The following is a 21,726-nucleotide window of genomic DNA, read 5'->3' as shown; positions in this document are numbered from 1 at the left end:
CTACATGTTAAGCTGATAGCTCTTAATTTCTTGCTGACTTGATGTTTGCGATACAAAGTATCGTCTTCGTTTGCTTCGACCGAAGTCTAAGCTCCCTGCACATTTGGTTCGTTCATTCTTTATTCAGTTTTCAAAGGTCAATCGTGTATCACGTTTTACGTGATTGCTCACTCATATTAGCACGGCTTCGTTTATCCGTCAAGCTTTTTTTGAAATATTTTTCAAAAAAATTTACTGACGACCGCTCGAAGCAGCAACTTTTATATCTTATCACCCACACGATTGCATGTCAACAATTTTTTTCAATTGTTTTCTTTGCTCCCGTGGACAACTTCTAAATACTACCACCCGGCACCTACTGTTGTCAACACTTTTTAGCAGAGAAAAGTCCGGACGGCCGAATAAATGATCTCGTTTATACATTCCTTCATTAGAGTGCGAAGCGAATAAAAAAGCGGATATCCGGTTTTCGCCGGACATCCGCTTACATTTGATTTGTTATTTACTGATTTTCTCGTAGATTTCAACGATTTCTTTCGCCAAGTCTTTGAATGCAATCGAAGTCATCAAGTGATCTTGTCCGTGGACCATCAATAACGACAGTTCCACTGCATCCCCCGATGCTTCTTGTGTCAACAGGCCGGTCTGCGCATGGTGAGCTTCCACCAATGCTTTTTCCGATTCGACCATTTTTTCGTTTGCTAATGCAAAGTCTCCTGCTTTTGCCGCTTCGATCGCTTCAATCGCATTTCCTTTTGCATCGCCCCCATGCATGATCAACTGCATGATGACATCCAGATTTTTTGGTTCTGCCATGTTATAAACTCCTTAGTCTGCTTATTATTCGCCCATCAAAGTTAAAGCTGTTTTCAATACTTTTTCGCCGTTCATCATGCCGTAGTCCTGCATGTTGATGACATCCATTTTTGTATCCGTGCCGGCTACTTTATCTTCGAATTGTTTTTTCATGTATTTAACTTGAGGTCCTAACATCAGAACGTCGATTTTTTTCTTAGCCAAGTGTGCATCTGCTTCCGAAGCGGATACTGCGAAAATATCAGCATCCAATCCTTGTGCCACCGCCGCTTTTTGCATTTTTGATACGAGTAAGCTGGTGCTCATTCCAGCTGCACATACTAACATGATTGTTTTATCTGCCATATTCATTCTCTCCATCCATAAATATAATTTAATATGCAATTATTATAACACACATGATAGCGTTTGTCGCAAACACTTACATAAATTTATAAGCGTTTTCAGCAAACCGCTTTCTTTTTACTTCTCCGAAGGAACAGTCTTACTTCAGATTCTTGCCGTTTTGTTCTATAAGCTCTTTGTACCAGTAATAACTGGCTTTTTTGTAACGTTTCAATTCTTTCGGACTGTCTTCATCGCGGTCTACATATACAAAACCATAGCGCTTTTGATAACCATTCAACCAACTCAAAAGATCGGTATAGCTCCAAGTGCAGTAGCCCAGCACTGTGACCCCATCCGTGATGGCTTCCTGGACCGCTTTGGCATGGTCGTTCAAATAGTCGATCCGGTACTGGTCATGGATCTGTCCCTCTTCAAGCTTGTCGTATTCTCCCAATCCGTTTTCGGTTATCAATATCGGCAATCCGTATCGGCTGTTGATCCGACGCAAAGCAATCCGCAGCCCAACTGGATCGATATCCCAATCCCAATTGGTTTTTTCGACGAATGGATTCAGCACTTCTTTGAAGACGCCTGGAGTCCCGCCTCTTTCCGTACTTCCCTTTTCGCCGGAATAATTCGGCGTCCCGATGCCGACGCCATCCAATGGATTCGCAGCAACAGTTGATGTCTGATAATAGTTCACTCCCATGAAATCCGGTTTGCCGGCCTTCAATACCTCAAAATCTTCCGGCAACGTTTCAGGCAACAGCTTATTCTCTTCCAACCAATTCCAAATGACCGACGGGTACTCCCCTTTGGCATAGACATCCATCCAAAAATAGGCGTTCATTTCGTCAAAATTCTCCGCCGCCAATACATTCTCGGGACGGGCATCGATAGGATATCCAGGCGAATAAGCGAAACTCGGACCGATTTTCCCTTGCAATCCTAGCGAATGATATTTTTTAATGGCTGCCGCATTCGCTACATTCGCATGATGATTGGCTTGGTACATACGTTTCGGATCTTTCACTGCTGGTGGGTGGGTCGCCATCAAGTAGCCATGGGAAATGAAGATATTTTGTTCATTCAAGGATACCCAATAGTTGACCCGGTCGCCGTATCTCCGGAATACCGTTTCTGCGTAAGTGGTGAAGTCTTCAATTATTTGGCGGGATTCCCATCCCAGATAATCGTCCTGCAGATATTGCGGGATATCCCAATGATACAAAGTGACAACCGGTTCAATTTGGTTCGCCAGCAGTTCATCGATCAGATCATCATAAAACTGCAGGCCTTTTTCGTTCACTTCCTGCATGTTGTGTGGGAAGATGCGGCTCCAAGCAATCGAGAAACGATAAGCCTTCAGCCCCTGCTCGGCCATCAGCGCGACATCCTCTTTGAACCGGTGGTAGTGGTCAACCGCTACATCCCCGTTCGTCCCTTTAAAAGTCTTGCCTGGAATCCTGACAAAGGTATCCCAGACAGATGCGCCTTTTCCGTCTTCATCCCAAGCCCCTTCGACTTGGTAGGCAGCCGAGGCAGAACCCCATAAGAATCCTTCCGGAAAATCCTTCAGTTTTTTGTGTTGCATAGTATGACCCGCTTTCTGTTTAGTTTGTTTCTGTTTCCCAAAATACAAAATGGGCCATAAATCATACGAGCGATTTATGGTCCATCTATGTTTGGTGATCAGTGATTATTTTGCGATTTTCTCATAGATTTCGACGATTTCTTTCGCCAAGTCTTTAAATGCGATTGAAGTCATCAAATGATCTTGTCCGTGCACCATCAATAACGACAGTTCCACTGCATCCCCCGATGCTTCTTGTGTCAACAGGCCGGTCTGCGCATGGTGGGCTTCCACTAATGCTTTTTCCGATTCGACCATTTTTTCGTTTGCTAATGCAAAGTCTCCTGCTTTTGCCGCTTCGATTGCTTCAATCGCATTTCCTTTTGCATCGCCCCCATGCATGATCAACTGCATGATGACATCCAGGTTTTTTGGTTCTGCCATGTTATAAATTCCTCCGGTCTTTTTATTATAGTCCCATCAAAGTTAAAGCTGTTTTCAATACTTTTTCGCCGTTCATCATGCCGTAGTCCTGCATGTTGATGACATCCATTTTTGTATCTGTGCCGGCTACTTTATCTTCGAATTGTTTTTTCATGTATTTGACTTGAGGTCCCAACATCAGAACGTCGATTTTTTTCTTAGCCAAGTGTGCATCTGCTTCCGAAGCTGATACTGCGAAAATATCAGCATCCAATCCTTGCGCTGCCGCCGCTTTTTGCATTTTTGATACAAGCAGGCTGGTGCTCATTCCAGCTGCACATACTAGCATGATTGTTTTTTCTGCCATAAGATTTCTCCACCCTTATATCTAATTTGAGCCCCTATAAAAGGGGCTCATTGTGAGACTATTTGATTATGCTACTACGTTTCCTGAAGCATCAGCTTCAACTTCACCGATTTCAACACTGTATGCTTTGTTGTCTTCGATTTTGAAGAATGGGTAGAAGATTGCAGCACTGATGACTGTTTCGACGATTTGCCATACAGCACCTCTCCAGCCGCTGATCAAGAAACCAGAGAACAACGGAGGAGTTGTCCAAGGAATGTTTACCCCGTTCGTAAGTGGAACCAGACCGATACTCATCACGAAGTAAGTCAGGATAGCCAAGATTACTGGAGTCAAGATGAATGGGATCATCAAGATTGGGTTCAATACGATCGGCATACCGAAGATCAACGGCTCATTGATGTTGAAGATGGCAGGCCCGAATGCTAATTTTCCGAGTGTTTTGAATTGAGTCGATCTGGCAGCGAATAAGCACAGCAATGCCAAACCTATTGTTGAACCGGCACCACCAAGTTTGATGAAGTTTGCATAGAATTGGGCGTTAACGATGTTCGGCAATTCAGTACCTGCAGCGTAAGCTTCTGCATTTCCCGCTGTCAGAGACAACCAAATCGGATTCATGATAGCACCCAAGATGTTTGGACCGTGAAGACCGAATGAGAACAAAAGTGTTTCCAAAATCAGTACCAAGATAGTTGCAGGTAACGTTGCGCCTAAACTTGTCAATGGTGCTTGGATGATTTCGAAGATGAAAGATTGAGCTGTTTCATAAGGTGTCAAAGTGAATACCATGCGCAAGATATTGAAAATCAGGATGACGAACAATCCAGGGACCAATGCGTCAAATGATTTTGCAACGTTTGAAGGTACGGAATCAGGCATGCTTATTTTCCAGCCACGAGCCAATACCCAACGGATGATTTCGACTGCGAAAACAGCACTCATCATACCTAGGAACAAACCGCTGGCGCTCAAGTTACCCATTGGGATACCTGATGCATTATCAGCACTCATCAGTGTTGGAGTCAAGATCAAGAATCCTACGATACCGTAGATGATTCCTGCCAGATCATCCAAGCCGTAGTGTTTGGACAAGTCTTGGGAAATCCCGATCATAACGAATAATGTCATGATGTTCATTGTCATGTTGTAAGGTACCATGAAGAATTCTGTCCAGTTAGCGCCGAAGACGCCCGCCATAAGATCTGCATAACCAGGAATCGGTAAGTTTGCGAACAATAGGAAAATCGATCCGATGATCAGTAGGGACATTGCTCCGAAGAACCCGCTCTTGATTGCTGAAAGGTAACGGTTTTCGTTTAATTTGTAAGCAATAGGTCCTAATTTTTCTTGTAATGTATCTAAGAATTTATCCATAATAAAATCCTCCTCTGTTAGGAACACTTGTGAAGACAGCGCACCGTCTTCGGTAACAATAAAATAAATTGATATGATTGCTTGTCCGGATTCTGCCAGTCAGTCTCAGAACAATGGGCCTTCGCCTTTCGCATTCATTAGCCGCTGTTCTTTATCAACAACGGATGGCGCGAAAAACTTTTCTTGCTTTCTACCTCTAACCTTCCAGGTTTTCCCCGTTTGACGCGATCACTCCTTTATACCAATAAAAACTATCTTTCCGGTATCTCTTCAGATCTTTCAGATCGAAGTCTTCCCGATTGACGTAAACAAAGCCATAACGCTTGCGGAACCCTTGGTGGGTGCTGATAAGGTCGATCGCACTCCAGGTGCAATAACCGAACACATCTGCTCCATCCGTAACAGCCAGGTTCATCTGTTCGATATGGTTGCGGAGATAGTCGATCCGGTAATGATCATGGACCTTCCCATCTTCCAGCTTATCAATACCGCCTAGACCGTTTTCAGTAACGATCAGGGGTTTACGATAACGAGAGTAAATTTGGTTAATCGTTGTGCGGAATCCAGTGGGGTCGATCTGCCAACCGAATTCTGTATAGGGAAGATGCTCATTGTCGGATCCTGCGAAGAATCCTTCTTGGCTATCCGATAATTGCTGATCTTTTTTGCCTGCTTTGCGTTCCGTTCCGGCCGGATAGGCTTGAACAGTCGAACTGTTGTAGTAGTTGAAGGCGATGAAATCGCATTCCGCGGATTTCAGTATCTCCAAGTCACCCGGTTCCATATCAGGCAAGGCATCGTTTTCTTCGAGGTAAGCCCAGACTTGGTGATTGTATACACCGTATACGGCGATATCAAGATAAAGCCAGTTACGGATTGCGGTATACAGATCAGCTGCTTGGACATCCGCCGGGTTGTTCGATTTCGGATAGACGGCCGAAATGTTCGGTGCCGGTCCGATTTTCACATGCGGCAATTTTTCGTGGCAGCTGTTCATCACCAAGGCCTGTGCAACAAGCATATGGTGGTTTTGTTGGTACAAGGATTTCAAGGTGCTTTCACCTGTACCGACAGCTGCGCCGTGCAGAATCATCATATTCTGTTCATTGATCGTCAGCCATAATTTGACGCGGTCTCCTAAGTTATCGAAGAGGACATCGCAGTAGCGGACAAAAGCAGCGATTGTGTCGCGGTTTTCCCAGCCACCTTTTTCGGCAAGCCCTTGCGGCAAGTCAAAATGGTAGACCGTCACTAACGGTTCGATCCCGTATTTCAGACATTCATCGATCAAATCGCTATAGAACTGAAGGCCTTTCGGATTGACTTCTCCGTCACCGTCCGGAATGACCCGCGACCATGATATCGAGAAGCGATAGGTCTTGAATCCCATCTCAGCCAATAATGCGATATCTTCTGCCATGTGGTGGTAATGGTCAGTAGCTACTTTAAAATCGGAAGTATCCGGAACGATTACCTTCGCGTCCTGAACTGAGGGTCCTTTTCCGTCTTCGTTCCAAGCACCTTCAACTTGATAAGCGCTTGTTGCGGAACCCCATAAAAAATTTTCTTTAAACGGTTTCAATTTCTTATGATACATATTCTCATTCCTTCCCAGTCAATCTCCACTCCGGAAGACAGAACATTAAGCGGTTACATGTTTTTGAAAAGCAAACTCTCTTAAATTTAAAAAGAGCGGCTTTGCATTCTCATTCGCGAATGCGCTTTCTGTTTTTCAATATAACCCTATTATAGAGTTTGTGAACGAAATGTAAACAGTTTCACATCGTAAAGGAACAACAATCAGTTTTTGGAATGATGTTTCAGAAAAGAAACGAATTGTTTCAGCCTATTTAGTATTAAGCCTTATTATTGTGTACTTGCTGCATGTAATTATAATTGCGTCTTGCCAGTGTTTCAATCAAAAATACGGCTGGCAATTGGGAAGTCACGTTTACTTCTTCGTCCACATATTCAGGTGTCAGATGATAGGCGAAGTTGATATCCGATTGTCTTGCCAATGAATTGGTGGAGGAATTCGTGATACTGATGATTTTGCTCCCCAGACTCTTCAGATCGCCCACTTTTCTTAACATGATTTCTGTTTCTCCTGACACGGAACAAACGATCGCCACCGTGTTCGTGTATTGTCGGCTGATCAGATGGAATGGATAGTAAGGATCCTGGATATGGAAGGTGCTTTGGCCCAGATTCGAAAATTGGCGCGATGCGTAGGCGGCGATAAGACCAGATGTGCCGATCCCGAAAAAGAGCGCGACATCCGAATTGCCTATCATTTCGACTGCTGCTTGTATTTTTTCTTCATATTCAGATTGCATGGAACGGCTGAAAAACTCCTCGACGATTTCGGAAGTTTCAAACACCTTCTTGTTGTGTTTCCGGTTGTCCATTTCCTTCAGGTGCAGTTTGCATTCCCAGATATTCTCGAAACCCAATTTGCTGATGGTCCGCGTAACCGTTGCCGGTGATACATGGGTCTCGGAAGCTATCTCACGAACGCTCATTCGGATGACTTTTTGGGTATGCTGTACGATGTACTCGTAAACCTTTAACTCTGTATTCGTCAGTAACTTCACATTTTCTTGATTGAACACGTAAAAACCCCTTTATCCGGAACAAAATAAGCGCTGAGGCGTGCATTAGTTCGTTGTCTTTTCTACTTAACCATTTTACCATTTATTTAAAAAAAAACAAAAAACAAAACAATTTTCACGGAACGCAAAATTGTTTTGTTTTTTTGTGATGCTTATTTCAGAAGAAGAGGCTGTTTCTTAGAAGATATCCTCTGAAATGCTTTCGCGGAATGCCTCGATTTTGCGTAATTTGCTCTTTTCACTGTGGGCGATGTCCAACTCATCCAACAAGGGAACCAACATTTCGTAGGTTTCCAACACGCTATCACCGCGCATTTCGACTTTTGCAGGAAAAACTTTCGCTTCAAACAGATATTTATACAGTTCAAATTGAATATCACGTGATTTATCGGAAGTCAGCACAGTTGCCAGCAGAACTTCTCCTGATTTTTTATCCGCGATGGCCATCATCTTCACGAACCGCGGTCGATCGCCTTCTTTGAAGGTGATCGGTTGCGGCAAATAGAACAAGTCTATTTCGAAGGTGTTTCTTAAGAAGGTTTTCTTCTCCATCATCAGCCGGCGGATTTCGAACTGGGAAAGCATCAGATCATAAGGACCTTTCGTCAATTCGCCTCCGGTCAGGAACGCGAGGATATGTTCTTCTTTCAATTTCCAGACACTGTCTTTTGTTCCGGCTTGGTAATAGTAGCGTGTCGGAACGTCATCAGCAGCAAAAGACTTATCAAAGTCCAGTTTGCTGTAGACAGGGAACATTTCCAAAAAGCTCTCCAATACCCGCTCAAAAAGAGCGATGTCCTCTTCGCTCGCCGACCAAGGAACAAAGCCTGGCGTAAAATCCAGAAGTTCCGGCCAAGCTTTCTTGCCGCGGAATTTGACATCCGTTGTGCGGATGCGATTATAATCGATTTCTTCCAGCTTGCCTCTATCGACGAATTCCAGTCGAATGTTCTTAAGCTTTTCGGTGTATTCCCCGATGCCATCCGCTTCCGTGAACTCCGATTCCAACAGATCCAAATAGAGGATGTATTCCGAAACATCCCGGAACACACTCAATCCGATGCTGTCCTCATCCAGTCCATCCAAAGCAAAGAATACCGGCTCCTTGCGGTCGGAATATTTGATTCCGACAACGTCCGTGTCTTTCATTTTGTCCCAAGGCTTCAATTTATGGAAAGCCTTTATGTTCTCGTACAATTTTTGATAATCTCTCATTTATATCTCCTATCTACTAAAAAGCAAAACCACAAACCCTTGATAAGAGTGGAATGCAGAGAAGATGCCGCTTCTTTTGGCATCTGTCCCCAGCGATTCCCGCCGCTTATCCGGTTTCGGCTTATTGTAACAAATTCCTTTCCTATGCTATCATATCTTGAAGCTACCATCAATTTTTCTTTTTAAGGAGTCCGAAAATGACCTTTTCTTTCAAGGATATCGAACACAGCAAGACCGTAGTCAACGACACCCCTCTGTACACGCATTGCCGCAATGAAAAAGCCCTTTTCATGCATGTCGAAAATTACCTGGATTTCCATCGCGTCCCGACCTTCGCTGAATTTATGGAAGCAGAGTCCTATTTGAAATCGGAACAGCAAAAAAATGGTCAGGATTTCATAAAATTCATTTGGCCCGAAGATTGCGAAATTCCGCAGCCGATCATTTCCTATCTGGGATCGAACGACTTTAGTCTGGATGTATTGGAACTTTACGCGGCTCCTCCCGGAATCTTTGTGCCGACGAGGACCGAAATGCCTTCCGACGTCAAAGTGGACTGGGTGAACGCCGATAATCGCGATGCCTATCTGGCCTTGTCCGCACAGGCAGACAAGGAAGTCAGCGAGGAATTCGCAAAACAGAAGCAGCCTTACACCCAAGCCAAATTCGACAATCCGGCATTCCGGCCCATCGTGGCCATTTGCTCCGATGCAGCGGTCGGTTCCATCGATCTGTATCTGAAAGAGGACAGCATCGAAATCGATAATTTTTACGTCGATGCGGACGCCCGGCATAAAGGGATCGGAACGGCGCTTCAAAACTTCGTCATGGACAACGCCGAAGGGAAGACCGTCCTTTTGGTGGCTGATGCGGCGGATACGGCGCGCGAGATGTACAATCGCCAAAATTACACGTACGTTTCTTTCCGCTACGAGCTCCTGAAAGTCTTTAAATAAAAGATCAACGCACTTCCAGGGAGTTGTCTCAAAAGAGGCAGCCTCTTCCTTTCTTTGCGCCCGCTGACCGGATGAGTGCGTGCAATCCGTCCCCAGCTCCGGTGAACGGTCTGCTCACCGGAGTAAACCGGTAATAATCGGACTCAACTCCGACGAGTCCACCTTCACCGGAGAACGCAAACGGAATGCATCCTGAACTCCGGCGAAGCCTTCGTTCGCCGGAGAAGAAAGGGACAGATAGCCTTATTAATACCCAACCAGATGTTAACAAGGCTTCAAAAACAAATAAAAGAGACCGGCTCATTGGAATTATGAGACGGCCCATTGGAAGTGCGTTTTTTTTCATTCGATTTCGTTGATTTGGTAGATTTCCACAGGATAATTCGATTCGATTTCCTCAATGATTTTATCCACGATTTGTTGGCATAGGACCCGCGAGCTGTTGACAACCGCCAATCCGATGACGGCTTGGTTCAACATATCCTGCGCCGATACTTCCGCAATACTGACATTGTAACGTTGATGCATCTTGGCAAGGATGCTTTTCACAACGCTGCGCTTGTCCTTCAGAGAATTGGAATCAAAAAGCCGCATAGACAGTTCCACAACCAACACGTTCATCGTCATCGCCCCATTTTAGTTTAATATGGAAACATTATCTCTTCAACACAAAAAATAACCGAAACATGCCCTTCTGTCAAGGGATAGCTTCGGTTATCATACTCTCAGTAGTTGAACTCTGAATCCCAGAAATCTCCGCCTAAGCTGAAATCGCCATAGAGACCAAAACCCGGTCGCTATGGCGATTTCTTCTTAGTGCTCGATTTCTAAACGGGATTCATCGTATCCTAGTATTCTTCTACATCTTTTCGTTCGCCTTTGAAGTTGTTTTTCTTTTGGTGGCGTTCGATGAGGACATTGGTCACATCGGCAACGTCGACGCCTTGGTCGTACAGGAGTACGCCGAGGTGGTAAAGCAGGTCGGCGGTTTCGTTGGCCACTTCTTCTTTGTCGTGGTTTTTGGCGCCGATGACGACTTCGAAAGCCTCTTCGCCGAATTTCTTGGCGATTTTATCAGTGCCCTTGTCCAGCAGATAGTTCGTATAGGACTTTTCATCATGTCCGACCGCGCGTTGGCGGATGGTTTCTTCCAAGTCATCCAACCCGAAGGCAACCGGGATATCGAAACAGCTTTCTGTGTTGCGGTGGCAAGTAGGACCGGCCGGATCGATCATGATCAGCAAAGCGTCTTGGTCACAGTCCAGGTACATGTCCTTCACGAACTGGTAATGTTCGCTGGACTCGCCCTTTTTCCAGAGTCGGTCCTTGCTTCTGGAAAAGAACCAGACAACTTCGTCCCGTTTTGTCAATTCGAAGGCCTCTTCATTCATGAAGCCGACCATCAAAACATTTTTGTTTGTAAAGTGCTGAAGAACGACAGTCAATAACCCTTTCGAAAAATCAGGCACCAGTGCATCATATTTAGACATTGCGCATATCCACTCCATTCTCCGTGCAGCAGTCTTTCACTTCGGCAATCGACACTTCTTCATCATGGAAGATGGAGGCTGCCAACCCGGCCGATACATCCGTTTCCTTGAACAAGTCGGCGAAATGTTGGGCATTGCCGCCGCCTCCGGAAGCGATGACCGGAATCGAAACCAAGTCTTGAATCTTATTCAGCAAGCGGTGATCGAAGCCTTGCTTCATGCCGTCATAATCCATGCTGGTGACCAACAATTCGCCGGCCCCCAGCGCTTCCACTTGCTGCACCCAGTCCAACGTCTTGATGTCGGTCCGTTTTTTGCCGCCGTGGGTATAACAATACCATTCCTCTTTGTCGGCTTCCCATTTCGCATCGACAGCGATGCAGATGCATTGGCTGCCGAACTTGTCGCTTGCTTCCTTGATCAGCTGCGGATTCGCCAATGCCGATGAATTCAGGCTCACTTTATCCGCTCCGGCGTTCAGCAGACGGGAAATGTCATCCGTCGACTTGATGCCGCCGCCGATTGTCATCGGGATGAACAGCTGTTGCGCCGTTTTACGGATGACATCGATCATCAGGTTGTGCCCGGTTTCGGTTGCGGAGATGTCCAGAAAGACCAGTTCATCCGCACCCAAAGCATTGTAGCGCTTCGCCAATTCGACCGGATCGCCGATTTCGCGCAATCCCTTGAATTGGATGCCTTTGACGACGGTGCCGTCCTTTACATCCAGGCAAGGAATGATCCGTTTCTTTATCATGCCAAGCCCTCCCAGAAGGCATCGGTATTGGCCGCCTTGCCGACGATCGCTGCCGCCACACCCAAAGCTTCCAATTTTTTGATGTCTTCGATGTTGCGGACGCCGCCTGATGCGGTGATGGGATGGGTCGAGAGTTCGACAAGTTTGCCCGTCAACTCAAAGTTCGGCCCGGCCATCTTACCGTCTTTCGAGATATCCGTATAGATGATGCCGCCCAAAGCCATCGGATTCGTCGCTTCCACGACATCATAGATGGTCTGGCGGCCCGTTTCGGTCCAGCCGTTCACGGCGACCAGTTCGCCTTTTGCATCCAGACCCAAGTAGATCTTGCCGGGATATTTCGCCGTCATCTCAGCCAACCAGGGCAGATCCTGCAGCCCTTTTGTCCCGACGATCACATAGCTGGCGCCTTTTTCGAAATAGTGCGTGATGGTTTCTTCGGAACGGATGCCTCCACCGATTTCTACAGGCAACGCACTTTGCTGCAAAAGTTGTTCGATAAACGGTGTTTCTTCCGGTTTTTGGTTCAAAGCGCCCATCAAATCAACGATATGGATGCGTTTCACTTGCTCATATTGCGCATAGAAAGCGATGGCTTCCTGAGGCGTGCGCTGCATTTCTTCTTTTGTCCCGTAGTCCCCTTCGGTCAGACGGACACTCTTGTTGTCGATCAAGTCGATCGCCGGCCAAATCTCTATCATTTATTTCCATCCCCCTTGCAAAGCTTGGTTCAAAATTTCCAGACCGTAATCCCCGCTTTTTTCCGGGTGGAACTGGATGCCGATGACGTTATCCTTCTGGACGATCGCCACGATTTCCTGGCCGTAGTCCGCCGTTGCCACAACATTTTCATCAGTCACTACCTTGTAGGAATGGATGAAATAAACATCCCGGTCCAAACCTGGTTGGCTTGAATGCAGATTGTTCCAGCCCAAATGCGGAACCGGCAGGTCGCTGACGATATATTTCACTTCGCCCGGCAAAAAGCCCAAACCATCCACATCGCCTTCTTCGCTGTGTTGGAAGAGGAGTTGCATTCCGAGACAGATGCCGATGAATGGCTTGGTTTGCTCCAATTCCGTTAGGAGTTCCCGCAAACCGATTGCATCGATCCGCTCGATGGCATCCTTGAAATGGCCCACACCCGGAAGGACGATGACGTCAGCCTTGCGCAATTCGGCTTCGTCATGCGTCAGGACCGTTTCATAGCCAAGAAATCGGATGGCGTTCGTCAGGTTTGCGATGTTCCCCAAACCATAATCAACGATTGCTATCATTCGATCACTCCTTTTGAGGACGGCAGGCGCTGTACGTCGGAGTCGGCCATCGCGATGCGCAGGCTTTGCGCAAAGGCTTTGAAGATGGCTTCGATTTCATGGTGCGTGTTGCCCCCGCGGATCAGGTCGATATGCGCCGTGTAGCGGGCATTGATGACCAAACCATGGAAGAATTCTTCAACCAGTTCCACATCAAAGCTACCCACTTTTTCTTTCGAAAACGCGGCATTGAAGCTCAGATAAGGGCGTCCGCTGATGTCGATGACGGAACGGGCCAAGGTTTCATCCATCGGCACATAGGCACTCCCGTAGCGGTTGATGGCGCCTTTATCCTGACCCAGTTCGGCCAACAGCTGTCCCAAGACAATACCGACATCCTCGGTCGTATGGTGATCATCCACGTCCGTGTCGCCATCCACCTGCACATCCAATACGAAGTGGCCATGGAAAGCAAACAGATCCAACATATGATTCAAGAAGCCCACACCCGTATTGATGACGGAAGGTTCCAACCCTCGTCTCAAGGTGATGGCGATTTTCGTTTCTTTGGTAATGCGCTCTTTTGATACGCTCACAGCTGTTCTCTCCATTCTCTGATGATTTCGGCTAAGGCATCCAACTGTTCATCCGTCGCGATCGAGTAACGGACAGCCGTTTCGATGCACGGGATGCCTGATTTTTCATACGTGCGCGGCTGATAGCCGTGGTCGATGATCCATTGGCCCAACGCAGGCGCCAACTCACCGTAAGTGAAGACGAAATTCGTTTCGCTTGGCAGCACGGAAAGGATATCCCCGACTCCTTCATTGAAGATTCCCTTCAATTTGGCGGAAAGGCGGCACTGGTCAGCCATAAAGGCGCGCAACCTTTCCGGATGCTCCAGCAAAAAGGCCGCTATGCTCAAAGATAACGTATTGAGCGGATACGGATGAGAGATGGAGTTCAACAACTGCATCGTCTTCTCCGTAGAACTGGCGATGCCGATACGCAAACCTGCCAAGCCGTATATTTTGGACAAAGTACGCAAAAGGATGACGTGATCCCCGACCGGACGCGCCGGTGGATGGTCCACGAAATCCATATAGGCCTCATCCAAAATCAGATAGCCGCCATATTCCGCCAGCAGATCCGCCGTCTTTTCGATGAAAGCGGCAGGATGCAACCCGCCCAGCGGGTTGTTCGGTTGCGAAACGATGAAATAAGCAGGCTTTTCCTTCTCGATGACAGCGTAGACTTGGTCATAGTCAAAGGAATAATCCGCTCTGCACGGCACTTTGATGATTTCGCGCTGGAATTGTGCGGCATATTCTTCGTACATCACGAAATCCGGCTCCAGCATCAGGATCGGTCCGTCCCCCAAAAGGATTGTGCACTTCTGGATCCATTCATCCGATCCGTTGGCAAAAGCGATCAGGGCTGGATCTTCTCCGTGGAAAGCGGCGTACGCTTCCGTCAAGCGGTCGATGGCATCGTCCGTATACTCCTGGAAGCGCGTCGCTACGGCTATTTCCGCAATTTCTTCATTTGTCAGCGCCCGGATGGGACTTTCATTTTTATTGATGCGGATCATCTGTCGTCCCCCATTCTGACGGCCAAGGAGTCGTGGTGGGCCTGCAGTGATTCTTCAGTCGCAATCAGCATCCCGGCCGGAGCCATTTTTCGGAACGTTTCTTTTTTTAGATTCAGGACGGAATTCGGGCGCAGGAAGTCGTTTACGGACAAGCCATTCGCAAAGCGGGCATTGCCTCCGGTAGGCAGCACGTGGCTCGGTCCGGCAACATAATCCCCGATCGCTTCAGGCGAATATTCGCCGATGAAGATCGCTCCGGCTGTTTCGATGGCATCTATGTAGTCTTCTGCGTCTTTTGTCTGGATCGAGACGTGCTCTCCCGCAATCAGATTCACGACTTCGATGTTCTCTTCTTTACCGCTCGTCAAAATCGGGAAGTGGTTGTGCTTCAGGCTCTCCTCGATGACTTCGATGCGGCTTTGTTTCGCTTTCTGGACAAGCAGTTCGGCTTCGATGGCGGCCAATTTCTCTTCGTTGTCGCAGACAAGGAAGGTGCGGGCCAATTCATCGTGCTCGGCTTGCGCCAGCAAATCGATGGCAACCCATTCGTTGTTCGCCGTTTCGTCGACGACTACGACGATTTCAGATGGACCGGCAATCGAATCGATGCCGACATCTCCGTAGACCAACTTTTTGGCCAAGGCGACATATTGATTCCCGGGGCCGACGATTTTGTCGACGCGCGGAATCGTTTCCGTCCCGTAAGTCAAAGCAGCGACGGCTTGGGCACCGCCCACTTGATAAACGTGTTTTACATCACAAATATAACAAGCAGCCAACGTCGCTTGGTTGATGGCGGTCTTTTGCGGCGGGGTCACGACGATTGTTTCCTTAACGCCCGCTACATTTGCCAATACGGCAGTCATGAGCACTGTGGAAGGATAACTCGCTTTGCCTCCCGGCACATAGATGCCGACTTTGTTCAGCGGATGGATTTTCTGGTACAGTTCCCCAGCCGGAGACTGTTGCCACTTGATGCTTTCTTGATAGACCGTGATGTTGTCGCGGGCTTCCTCCAAAGCAGCGCGCAAGTCCGCATCCAAGGTATCATAGGCTTCCTTGATGACGCTCTGCGGCACTTCCAATTCCGTGATGTCCGCCCCATCGAAACGTTTTGCGTATTCGAACAGAGCCGCATCGCCGTTTTCCTGGACCGTCTGGATGATTTCCATAACGGCTTGCGTCTTCGAAAAGTCGATCGTGTTTTTGGTTTTGTAAGCTTCCTTGAACGTTTTAGTTGTGTACATTATTCTTCACCTTCAATTGATTGATTATAGTCTGGATCTCATCATATTTGGAGAAATAAGCATGCTTGTTCGAAATCAGGCGTGCGTTGATGTCATCAAGTCGGACCTGCTCGCTCAAACCGTTATCATGCAAAGTCTTGCCGGATTGAACGATATCCATGATGGCATCCGCCATATCTATGGTCGCGGCCAATTCGACGGACCCCTTCAGCATGATGATTTTCACGGGTTGCTTGATGGAATCAAAATATTGTCTGGTGTAGTTCACGTACTTCGTCGCGACCACTGGATAAACGTCCTTCTTCTCTTTGCTGGCGATGGCGAAATGGCAATAGCCGAAAGGCAGATCCATCAGATTGTTGATGTTGCAATTCTGCTCGATCAGAATATCGCTTCCGGTGATGCCCAGATCCGCGATCCCTTCTTCCACATATACAGGCACATCTTCTCCTTTAACCAAAATGAAGCGGGTGTCCTTTGTCTGAATGACCAATTCCCGAGAAACGGACTTCAATGCTGTCGACCATTCCGCCAGGTTGATTTCGTCCAAGTATTGGATAAAATCCTTAAGCTGTCTGCCTTTTGATAGCGCGATAGTAATCATTTTTTCCCTCCGTTAATTGTTGATGGCCATTCCGAATGCTTTGGAAGAGCTTGTATATTGACCGCCCGATGCGACGGGTTCCGTTTGGTTTTTTCCGTACAACTGAATAAAGATTCCCTTGTAATAAGATTGGTTCGGCAATGCCAGCATATCTGCGTAGACGTAATCCACGTTCTTGCTTTTCAGCGTCGCTTCCCATTCCGCGAGTTCATTCAAATGTCCGGTCAGTTCCGGATAGTTTTCCTTCAGATAGCCGGCCTGTTCCGTAGGTGCTTGATCCATCAAACCGATCAGCGGATGGTCCGCACCCAAACGATGCTTCAAGGCATCCTGGTTTCTTTCGCAGATGAATTTTCGGACGGAAGGATCTTCCAACTCGCGCGGGCTCAGTATTTTTTTCAATAATTTGTTATGGCTGACTACTGCGACGGATAAGTAGAGTTCCAATTCATTCTCCATGAAGGTGATCATATCGCCCAAAACCTCGATCTGTTTCGGAATCGAATCAGTAAAAGTTTCCACACCCAATTGATGGCGCTCTTTAAGCAGCGAATAGACCGGGCCGGAGTAGGCAATTTTATCGGCGCGCAAATGGTACTGCTTGCGGTATCTCACGATGGCATTCGTCCAGTCACTGCGCAGGGCGAACAACTGATCGCCGCTTTGCCATTTATGCCGGTTCAGCATCAAGTGCAAGTCATCATGAGACAGTTGTGTCCACTCAAATTTCTCTACGACTCCCAGGTCGATCAGATCGTACCCTAAGTGGTGGAAATGATGGAGAAACCCCATCTCTCTTTGTTTCTTCGCTAGCAATGATTCATTCGTCATCATTTCGTCCAAACTGTCTCACTCCCATTTCTTTTTGATAGGTCATCTGTTATCCTTAGAATATCGTTAGAATACCATTAGACGTTGGTGTTATCATACCATAGAAAGCTGCTACATTGTATCCTAAAATGATGACACTTTATGAAGGAAGGAAGAAGAAGATGCACAGCGACAGACACGTCCATACCCACTATTGCCTGCACGGTTCAACCGATGCAATGGAAAATTATGTGAAGGTTGCCATCGAGGCCGGTCTCGAGTCCCTCACTTTCACAGAACACGCGCCCTTACCGATGGAAGATCCGCTTCCGGACAAGGACAGTTCTATGCGCCCTGAAGATGTCGATGCCTACTTATCCGAAGTCCTCTCGCTTGCCAAGAAGTATAAAGGAAGGATCGAAATCCATGCCGGTTTTGAATTGGATTATCTGGAAGGAAAAGAAACGGAAACGCGCGCTTTCCTGGAAAAATACCCAGAGACGGTCCCGCACTCGATTCTGAGCGTCCATTTCGTGCAGCTCGCGCTGGAAGAGTACTTCTGCATCGACTTGGACCGCGAATCGTTCACGCAAAAAGGTGCAGAAATCGGCTACGAAACGCTCTACAGATTATATGAGGCGGCTGTCAAAAAGGCGTTGGCGCTTCCGTATGGAGAGCTGACCCCGAAAAAAATCGGGCACATCAATCTGATCCATAAGTTCCAAAAAGCCTACAGCGTCAGTGACCCCATCGATTGGAAACTGCTTTTGGAAAAGGTGAAGGAGAGCGGTTATAAGCTTGACTACAATTTTGCCGGAATCGACAAACCGGACTACGGCAAAACTTACCCGGATCCGGAAATGATGGCTTACGCCATAAAAATCGGCCTGTCCTACGAGAAGGGTTCTGATGCCCACGCCTCCCATGAAGTCGCCCGTTATTTCGGTACGGCAACAGAGACAGAATATGATGATTGGAAAGAAGCCTGAATATGGCTTCTTTTTTTAATAATCTTATCCTACTCAGCGCCGAGCCTTCGGAATTGAATTTTCCGCCGAATACTGGTACATTTATCTAGTAATCAAAAGCATCACATCTAGTTTTTAAAACTAGGTTGATTTTTTTATTCCAGAAAGCAGGTTGTCCCGTGAAACTTAAACCGGAATTGGAAGACTATCAGCAACAGCTGCTGGACTTGGCGTTCATCCGTTTTGATGAGCTGCCTGATTTTGGCGTCTACAGCGATCAAGTGATCGCCATCATCGAAAAACAGTTGAGTTTCCTGAACGCAACGCAGGAAGAACGCATCATCACACCGGCTATGATCAATAATTACGTAAAACTACAGCTGATCGATAAACCAGAGAAAAAGAAATATTTCAAAACCCACATTGCCCAACTGATCGTCATCACCTTGCTCAAGCAGGTATTGCCGTTGTCGGAGGTGAAAAAAGGACTGGAACTGCAAGTCTCCATCCGCGGATTCCAGATTGCGTACGACACCTTCTGCCAAGAATTGGAGTATGCTTTCGGTATGCTCTTCCGTGATCTCGACAAGAAAGAGCATTTCACGTATACCTTGGAGGATATCCACAGCGAAAACATCGCACTGAAGATGATCACGCTGTCGCTTGCTTCGAAATTGTTGACACAAAAAATCATTTTGGTGGATGGCGTCAGTCACGCATCCCAAAAAGGAGAAAATACAAATGATGAAACCTAATTCTATTGCCGTCTTGGCCGATTCCTGCAATGATATTCCACAGGAGCTGCTCGACAAATACCATATCTACACCTTGCCATTGATGATCAATTATAAAGACGCGAGCTACCGCGACCGGGTCGACATCACACCGGAGCAAGTCTACGCAAGATTCCAAGAAGAGATACCAAAGACAAGCTTGCCATTGCCGGAGACGATTGCGGAAACTTTTGCCAAGATCAAAGCGGACGGCTTCGATCAAGTGATCGTATCCGCCATTTCCAGCGGTTTGAGCGGCACCTGCCAAGCCATCAAATTATTGGCGGAGGATATCCAAGACATGCAGATCGTCGTCATCGATACGCTGAATATCGCCATCGCATCAGGATTTGTGGCGCTTTTCGCCGCCGAGCAGATCGAAGCGGGACTTCCGTTCGATGAAGTCGTTTCTAAAACACAAGCAGCAGTGAAAAAGTCCACCATCCTGTTCGGGGTCGGCACCTTGGAATACCTGATGAAAGGCGGCCGCATCGGTAAAGTTTCCGGGATCCTGGGAAGCGCCTTGAACATCAAACCAATCATCTCCTGCAACGAAGAAGGCATCTACGACACAGTCGCAAAAGTGCGTGGCCGCAAACAGAGTATCCAGAAACTGATCGACATGACCCGCGAAAAACTGGGACAGCACCAAAATTACTACTTGTCCATCTGCCATGGGGATGCCTACGAAGAGATGCTCGTTATGAAAGAACAGCTGAAGGATCTGGTTGCCGGGGCAAAAATCTACGCAGAGGGCCAAATTTCGCCGGTATTGGGTGTCCACACCGGACCCGGATTACTGGGAATCGGTATCATGGTCCTTGAGGACTGATTTGTAATTAAAAACAATACGAGGGAGTTGCTGGTCGGAGACCGGCGGCTGAATGTGGACCCAACTCCGGCCAGCCCACCGCCGCCGGAGGACACAGAAGAGGATCAGCCTCAGCTCCGACGAAGACTTCCTAATCGGAGAACGCAAGTAAAAATGTTGGGCGACCTCCGGCGAAGCCTCCGTTCACCGGAGGTCTCAAACACAAAAAGAGTGGCTGCCCGAAATGGCAGCCACTCTTTTTGCGCTATCTGTTTTTTAGTTTGATTTCATCAATTCATCGACGTAAGCAACTGTTTCCGGTTGGTTTGCTTCGATTTCAGCGATTTTCTCTGCGAATTGAGGCAAATGCTCTTTGTGTGCATACAATAATTCATCCAACAAAGTCTTAGCCGTTGTACCGCCCGGCACAAGCGGGTTGATTGTGAATGCTTGTAATGCTGCACCGTAGCTGCCTGTGATGGCTGCGCGGATGACTGTTTCTTCCATCGCCTTCATGCCTTGCAATAACCCACGGGCTGCGGAAGGCATTTCGCCCCAGTTGTATGGTTCTGCTCCGTGCGCTGTGATCAAGGCGGAAACTTCTACGACGCAATCATAAGGCATATCTTGGATTGTGCCGTTGTTCGCTGTTGATACGACCATATCCGTGCGTTTGTCGTTTTGGATCGACGCGATCACTTCGCAGGCTGCATCACTGTAATGCGTACCGCCGCGTTGCGATAATTCCTCAGGCTTGTAGTTCAAAGCAGGATCTTTGTAAAGTTCGAATAAGCGCGTTTCTGTTGCCTTGACGACTTGTGCACGCGTTTCGCCTTTTTCGAACTCTTCGATGGAATGCTTCAGCATTTCATCTTCGATATAGTAATAACGGTGGTATCCGCATGGAAGCAACCCTAAGTCCTTCAATTGCTCGTAGTGGAATTGCGCACTGTGGATGTTTTTCAGATGGTTTTCATCTTCGGTTTTTTGTGGTCCGTAAACCATATCGATCACTTCATCTGTGCGTTCAGCGCCCTTGTCATCCCAGACACGGTGCCAGTGGAAGTGGTTGATTCCGGCAAATTTGAATAATAATTCCTCTTCAGGAATCGCTAATTTTTCTGCTGCGACTTTGCGGTGTCCAATCGGAACATTGCATAGGCCGATTGTTTTCTTCCAACCGAAATGTTTGATGGCTGCTTCAGTCACCATACCGGCAGGGTTCGTAAAGTTGATCAACCATGCGTCTGGACATTGCACTCTCATATCCGCAATGATTTGACCGATGATCGGAATCGTACGGAAAGCTTTGAACATGCCGCCTGCACCATTGGTTTCTTGACCCAAAACACCATGTGACAATGGGATGCGCTCATCTTTGATACGAGCATTCAGTAAACCTACACGGAATTGCGTCGTTACGAAATCCGCATCTTTCAAAGCATTGAAACGATCTAATGTTAAGTGGACTTCCCAGTCCAATCCAGCCGCCTCGACTTGGCGTTTCGCCATTGCGCCGACGATCTCCAGTTTTTCCTTACCTGCTTCGATATCCACCAACCAAATTTCTTTGATAGGCAATTCATCTTTTCTTAAGATGTATCCTTCAATCAATTCCGGTGTGTAACTGGAACCTCCACCAATCGTAACAATCTTCAAAGCTTCTTTCGACATGCATGCTTCCTCCTATTTTTGGTTTCTTTTTGCTTTCCGGCTCAAAAATTCTGTCGTGACAATGCATTCCCTGACAAAA

General features: G+C 47.2%; 24 protein-coding genes. 4 read left to right on the top strand and 20 right to left on the bottom strand.

The genetic code is table 11. The features are described from left to right. Positions 1 to 498 precede the first annotated feature (498 nt). From C8U37_RS12230 to C8U37_RS12190, 9 genes are all read right to left on the bottom strand, one after another. A complete protein-coding gene (locus tag C8U37_RS12230; RefSeq protein WP_108033507.1) occupies positions 499 to 816 on the bottom strand; it encodes a PTS lactose/cellobiose transporter subunit IIA in 318 nt (105 codons plus the stop codon). A 24-nt stretch (positions 817 to 840) separates the two neighbouring features. Then, positions 841 to 1,161: a PTS sugar transporter subunit IIB gene (locus tag C8U37_RS12225; RefSeq protein ID WP_086986658.1), complete on the bottom strand. Its 321-nt coding sequence runs from the start codon at positions 1,159 to 1,161 to the stop codon at positions 841 to 843. Positions 1,162 to 1,300: 139 nt separating this feature from the next. Next, the gene (locus C8U37_RS12220) at positions 1,301 to 2,737 is read right to left on the bottom strand and encodes a glycoside hydrolase family 1 protein (protein ID WP_108033506.1); all 1,437 of its coding nucleotides are present in this window, start codon (positions 2,735 to 2,737) and stop codon (positions 1,301 to 1,303) included. Positions 2,738 to 2,842: 105 nt separating this feature from the next. Then, positions 2,843 to 3,160 carry a PTS lactose/cellobiose transporter subunit IIA gene (locus tag C8U37_RS12215; RefSeq protein WP_108033505.1) on the bottom strand — a complete coding sequence of 106 codons (318 nt, stop codon included), beginning with the start codon at positions 3,158 to 3,160 and terminating at the stop codon, positions 2,843 to 2,845. 25 nt (positions 3,161 to 3,185) lie between these two features. Next, positions 3,186 to 3,506, bottom strand: coding sequence for a PTS sugar transporter subunit IIB (locus C8U37_RS12210; RefSeq protein ID WP_108033504.1), 321 nt, complete (start codon positions 3,504 to 3,506; stop codon positions 3,186 to 3,188). 66 nt (positions 3,507 to 3,572) lie between these two features. Then, positions 3,573 to 4,883, bottom strand: a complete 1,311-nt coding sequence (locus C8U37_RS12205; RefSeq protein WP_108033503.1) for a PTS sugar transporter subunit IIC — start codon at positions 4,881 to 4,883, stop codon at positions 3,573 to 3,575. 196 nt (positions 4,884 to 5,079) lie between these two features. Next, a complete protein-coding gene (locus C8U37_RS12200; RefSeq protein ID WP_108033502.1) occupies positions 5,080 to 6,480 on the bottom strand; it encodes a glycoside hydrolase family 1 protein in 1,401 nt (466 codons plus the stop codon). Between the two features lie 259 nt (positions 6,481 to 6,739). Next, positions 6,740 to 7,495 (bottom strand): MurR/RpiR family transcriptional regulator, encoded by a 756-nt coding sequence (locus C8U37_RS12195; RefSeq protein WP_108033501.1) that lies wholly within the window; start codon positions 7,493 to 7,495, stop codon positions 6,740 to 6,742. A 177-nt stretch (positions 7,496 to 7,672) separates the two neighbouring features. Further along, on the bottom strand, positions 7,673 to 8,710 hold the full coding sequence (locus C8U37_RS12190; RefSeq protein WP_108033500.1) for a DUF7309 domain-containing protein: 1,038 nt from the start codon (positions 8,708 to 8,710) through the stop codon (positions 7,673 to 7,675). 197 nt (positions 8,711 to 8,907) lie between these two features. Between C8U37_RS12190 and C8U37_RS12185 the strand changes: the two genes are divergently transcribed. Then, positions 8,908 to 9,666, top strand: a complete 759-nt coding sequence (locus tag C8U37_RS12185) for a GNAT family N-acetyltransferase (protein ID WP_108033499.1) — start codon at positions 8,908 to 8,910, stop codon at positions 9,664 to 9,666. A 342-nt stretch (positions 9,667 to 10,008) separates the two neighbouring features. Here C8U37_RS12185 and C8U37_RS12180 read toward each other — a convergent pair whose 3' ends face one another. The 10 genes from C8U37_RS12180 to C8U37_RS12135 all read right to left on the bottom strand — a co-directional run bounded on the left by C8U37_RS12180 (position 10,009) and on the right by C8U37_RS12135 (position 17,445). Then, positions 10,009 to 10,287 (bottom strand): DUF503 domain-containing protein, encoded by a 279-nt coding sequence (locus tag C8U37_RS12180; protein WP_108033498.1) that lies wholly within the window; start codon positions 10,285 to 10,287, stop codon positions 10,009 to 10,011. Between the two features lie 227 nt (positions 10,288 to 10,514). Continuing rightward, positions 10,515 to 11,156 (bottom strand): bifunctional phosphoribosyl-AMP cyclohydrolase/phosphoribosyl-ATP diphosphatase HisIE, encoded by a 642-nt coding sequence (gene hisIE, locus C8U37_RS12175; RefSeq protein ID WP_108033497.1) that lies wholly within the window; start codon positions 11,154 to 11,156, stop codon positions 10,515 to 10,517. Then, positions 11,149 to 11,913 (bottom strand): imidazole glycerol phosphate synthase subunit HisF, encoded by a 765-nt coding sequence (gene hisF, locus C8U37_RS12170; RefSeq protein ID WP_108033496.1) that lies wholly within the window; start codon positions 11,911 to 11,913, stop codon positions 11,149 to 11,151. The genes hisIE and hisF overlap by 8 nt, the downstream gene beginning before the upstream one ends. Next, positions 11,910 to 12,614, bottom strand: coding sequence for a 1-(5-phosphoribosyl)-5-((5-phosphoribosylamino)methylideneamino)imidazole-4-carboxamide isomerase (gene hisA / locus C8U37_RS12165; protein ID WP_108033495.1), 705 nt, complete (start codon positions 12,612 to 12,614; stop codon positions 11,910 to 11,912). Before hisA ends, hisF begins: the two co-directional genes overlap by 4 nt. Continuing rightward, positions 12,615 to 13,190, bottom strand: a complete 576-nt coding sequence (gene hisH / locus C8U37_RS12160) for an imidazole glycerol phosphate synthase subunit HisH (protein ID WP_108033494.1) — start codon at positions 13,188 to 13,190, stop codon at positions 12,615 to 12,617. Beyond that, positions 13,187 to 13,765, bottom strand: coding sequence for an imidazoleglycerol-phosphate dehydratase HisB (gene hisB, locus C8U37_RS12155; RefSeq protein ID WP_108033493.1), 579 nt, complete (start codon positions 13,763 to 13,765; stop codon positions 13,187 to 13,189). Before hisB ends, hisH begins: the two co-directional genes overlap by 4 nt. Then, a complete protein-coding gene (locus C8U37_RS12150; RefSeq protein WP_108033492.1) occupies positions 13,762 to 14,760 on the bottom strand; it encodes a pyridoxal phosphate-dependent aminotransferase in 999 nt (332 codons plus the stop codon). The genes hisB and C8U37_RS12150 overlap by 4 nt, the downstream gene beginning before the upstream one ends. After that, a complete protein-coding gene (gene hisD / locus C8U37_RS12145) occupies positions 14,757 to 16,007 on the bottom strand; it encodes a histidinol dehydrogenase (protein WP_108033491.1) in 1,251 nt (416 codons plus the stop codon). The genes C8U37_RS12150 and hisD overlap by 4 nt, the downstream gene beginning before the upstream one ends. Continuing rightward, on the bottom strand, positions 15,994 to 16,611 hold the full coding sequence (gene hisG / locus C8U37_RS12140; protein WP_108033490.1) for an ATP phosphoribosyltransferase: 618 nt from the start codon (positions 16,609 to 16,611) through the stop codon (positions 15,994 to 15,996). Before hisG ends, hisD begins: the two co-directional genes overlap by 14 nt. 12 nt (positions 16,612 to 16,623) lie before the next feature. Next, positions 16,624 to 17,445 (bottom strand): ATP phosphoribosyltransferase regulatory subunit, encoded by an 822-nt coding sequence (locus C8U37_RS12135; protein ID WP_245879837.1) that lies wholly within the window; start codon positions 17,443 to 17,445, stop codon positions 16,624 to 16,626. A gap of 158 nt (positions 17,446 to 17,603) precedes the next feature. Here C8U37_RS12135 and hisJ point away from each other — a divergent pair, with 158 nt between their 5' ends. From hisJ to C8U37_RS12120, 3 genes are all read left to right on the top strand, one after another. After that, on the top strand, positions 17,604 to 18,410 hold the full coding sequence (hisJ, locus tag C8U37_RS12130) for a histidinol-phosphatase HisJ (protein ID WP_170100286.1): 807 nt from the start codon (positions 17,604 to 17,606) through the stop codon (positions 18,408 to 18,410). A 158-nt stretch (positions 18,411 to 18,568) separates the two neighbouring features. After that, positions 18,569 to 19,144 carry a DUF1836 domain-containing protein gene (locus C8U37_RS12125; RefSeq protein ID WP_170100285.1) on the top strand — a complete coding sequence of 192 codons (576 nt, stop codon included), beginning with the start codon at positions 18,569 to 18,571 and terminating at the stop codon, positions 19,142 to 19,144. Then, a complete protein-coding gene (locus C8U37_RS12120) occupies positions 19,134 to 19,994 on the top strand; it encodes a DegV family protein (protein WP_108033511.1) in 861 nt (286 codons plus the stop codon). The genes C8U37_RS12125 and C8U37_RS12120 overlap by 11 nt, the downstream gene beginning before the upstream one ends. 255 nt (positions 19,995 to 20,249) lie before the next feature. Here C8U37_RS12120 and C8U37_RS12115 read toward each other — a convergent pair whose 3' ends face one another. After that, a complete protein-coding gene (locus tag C8U37_RS12115) occupies positions 20,250 to 21,647 on the bottom strand; it encodes a 6-phospho-beta-glucosidase (protein ID WP_108033486.1) in 1,398 nt (465 codons plus the stop codon). Positions 21,648 to 21,726: the final 79 nt, after the last annotated feature.

Source organism: Trichococcus patagoniensis (assembly GCF_003051085.1).
GTDB classification, from domain to species: domain Bacteria; phylum Bacillota; class Bacilli; order Lactobacillales; family Aerococcaceae; genus Trichococcus; species Trichococcus patagoniensis.
Note: the sequence above shows the minus strand (reverse complement) of the source record. Positions and strands in the feature narration are given on the sequence as shown.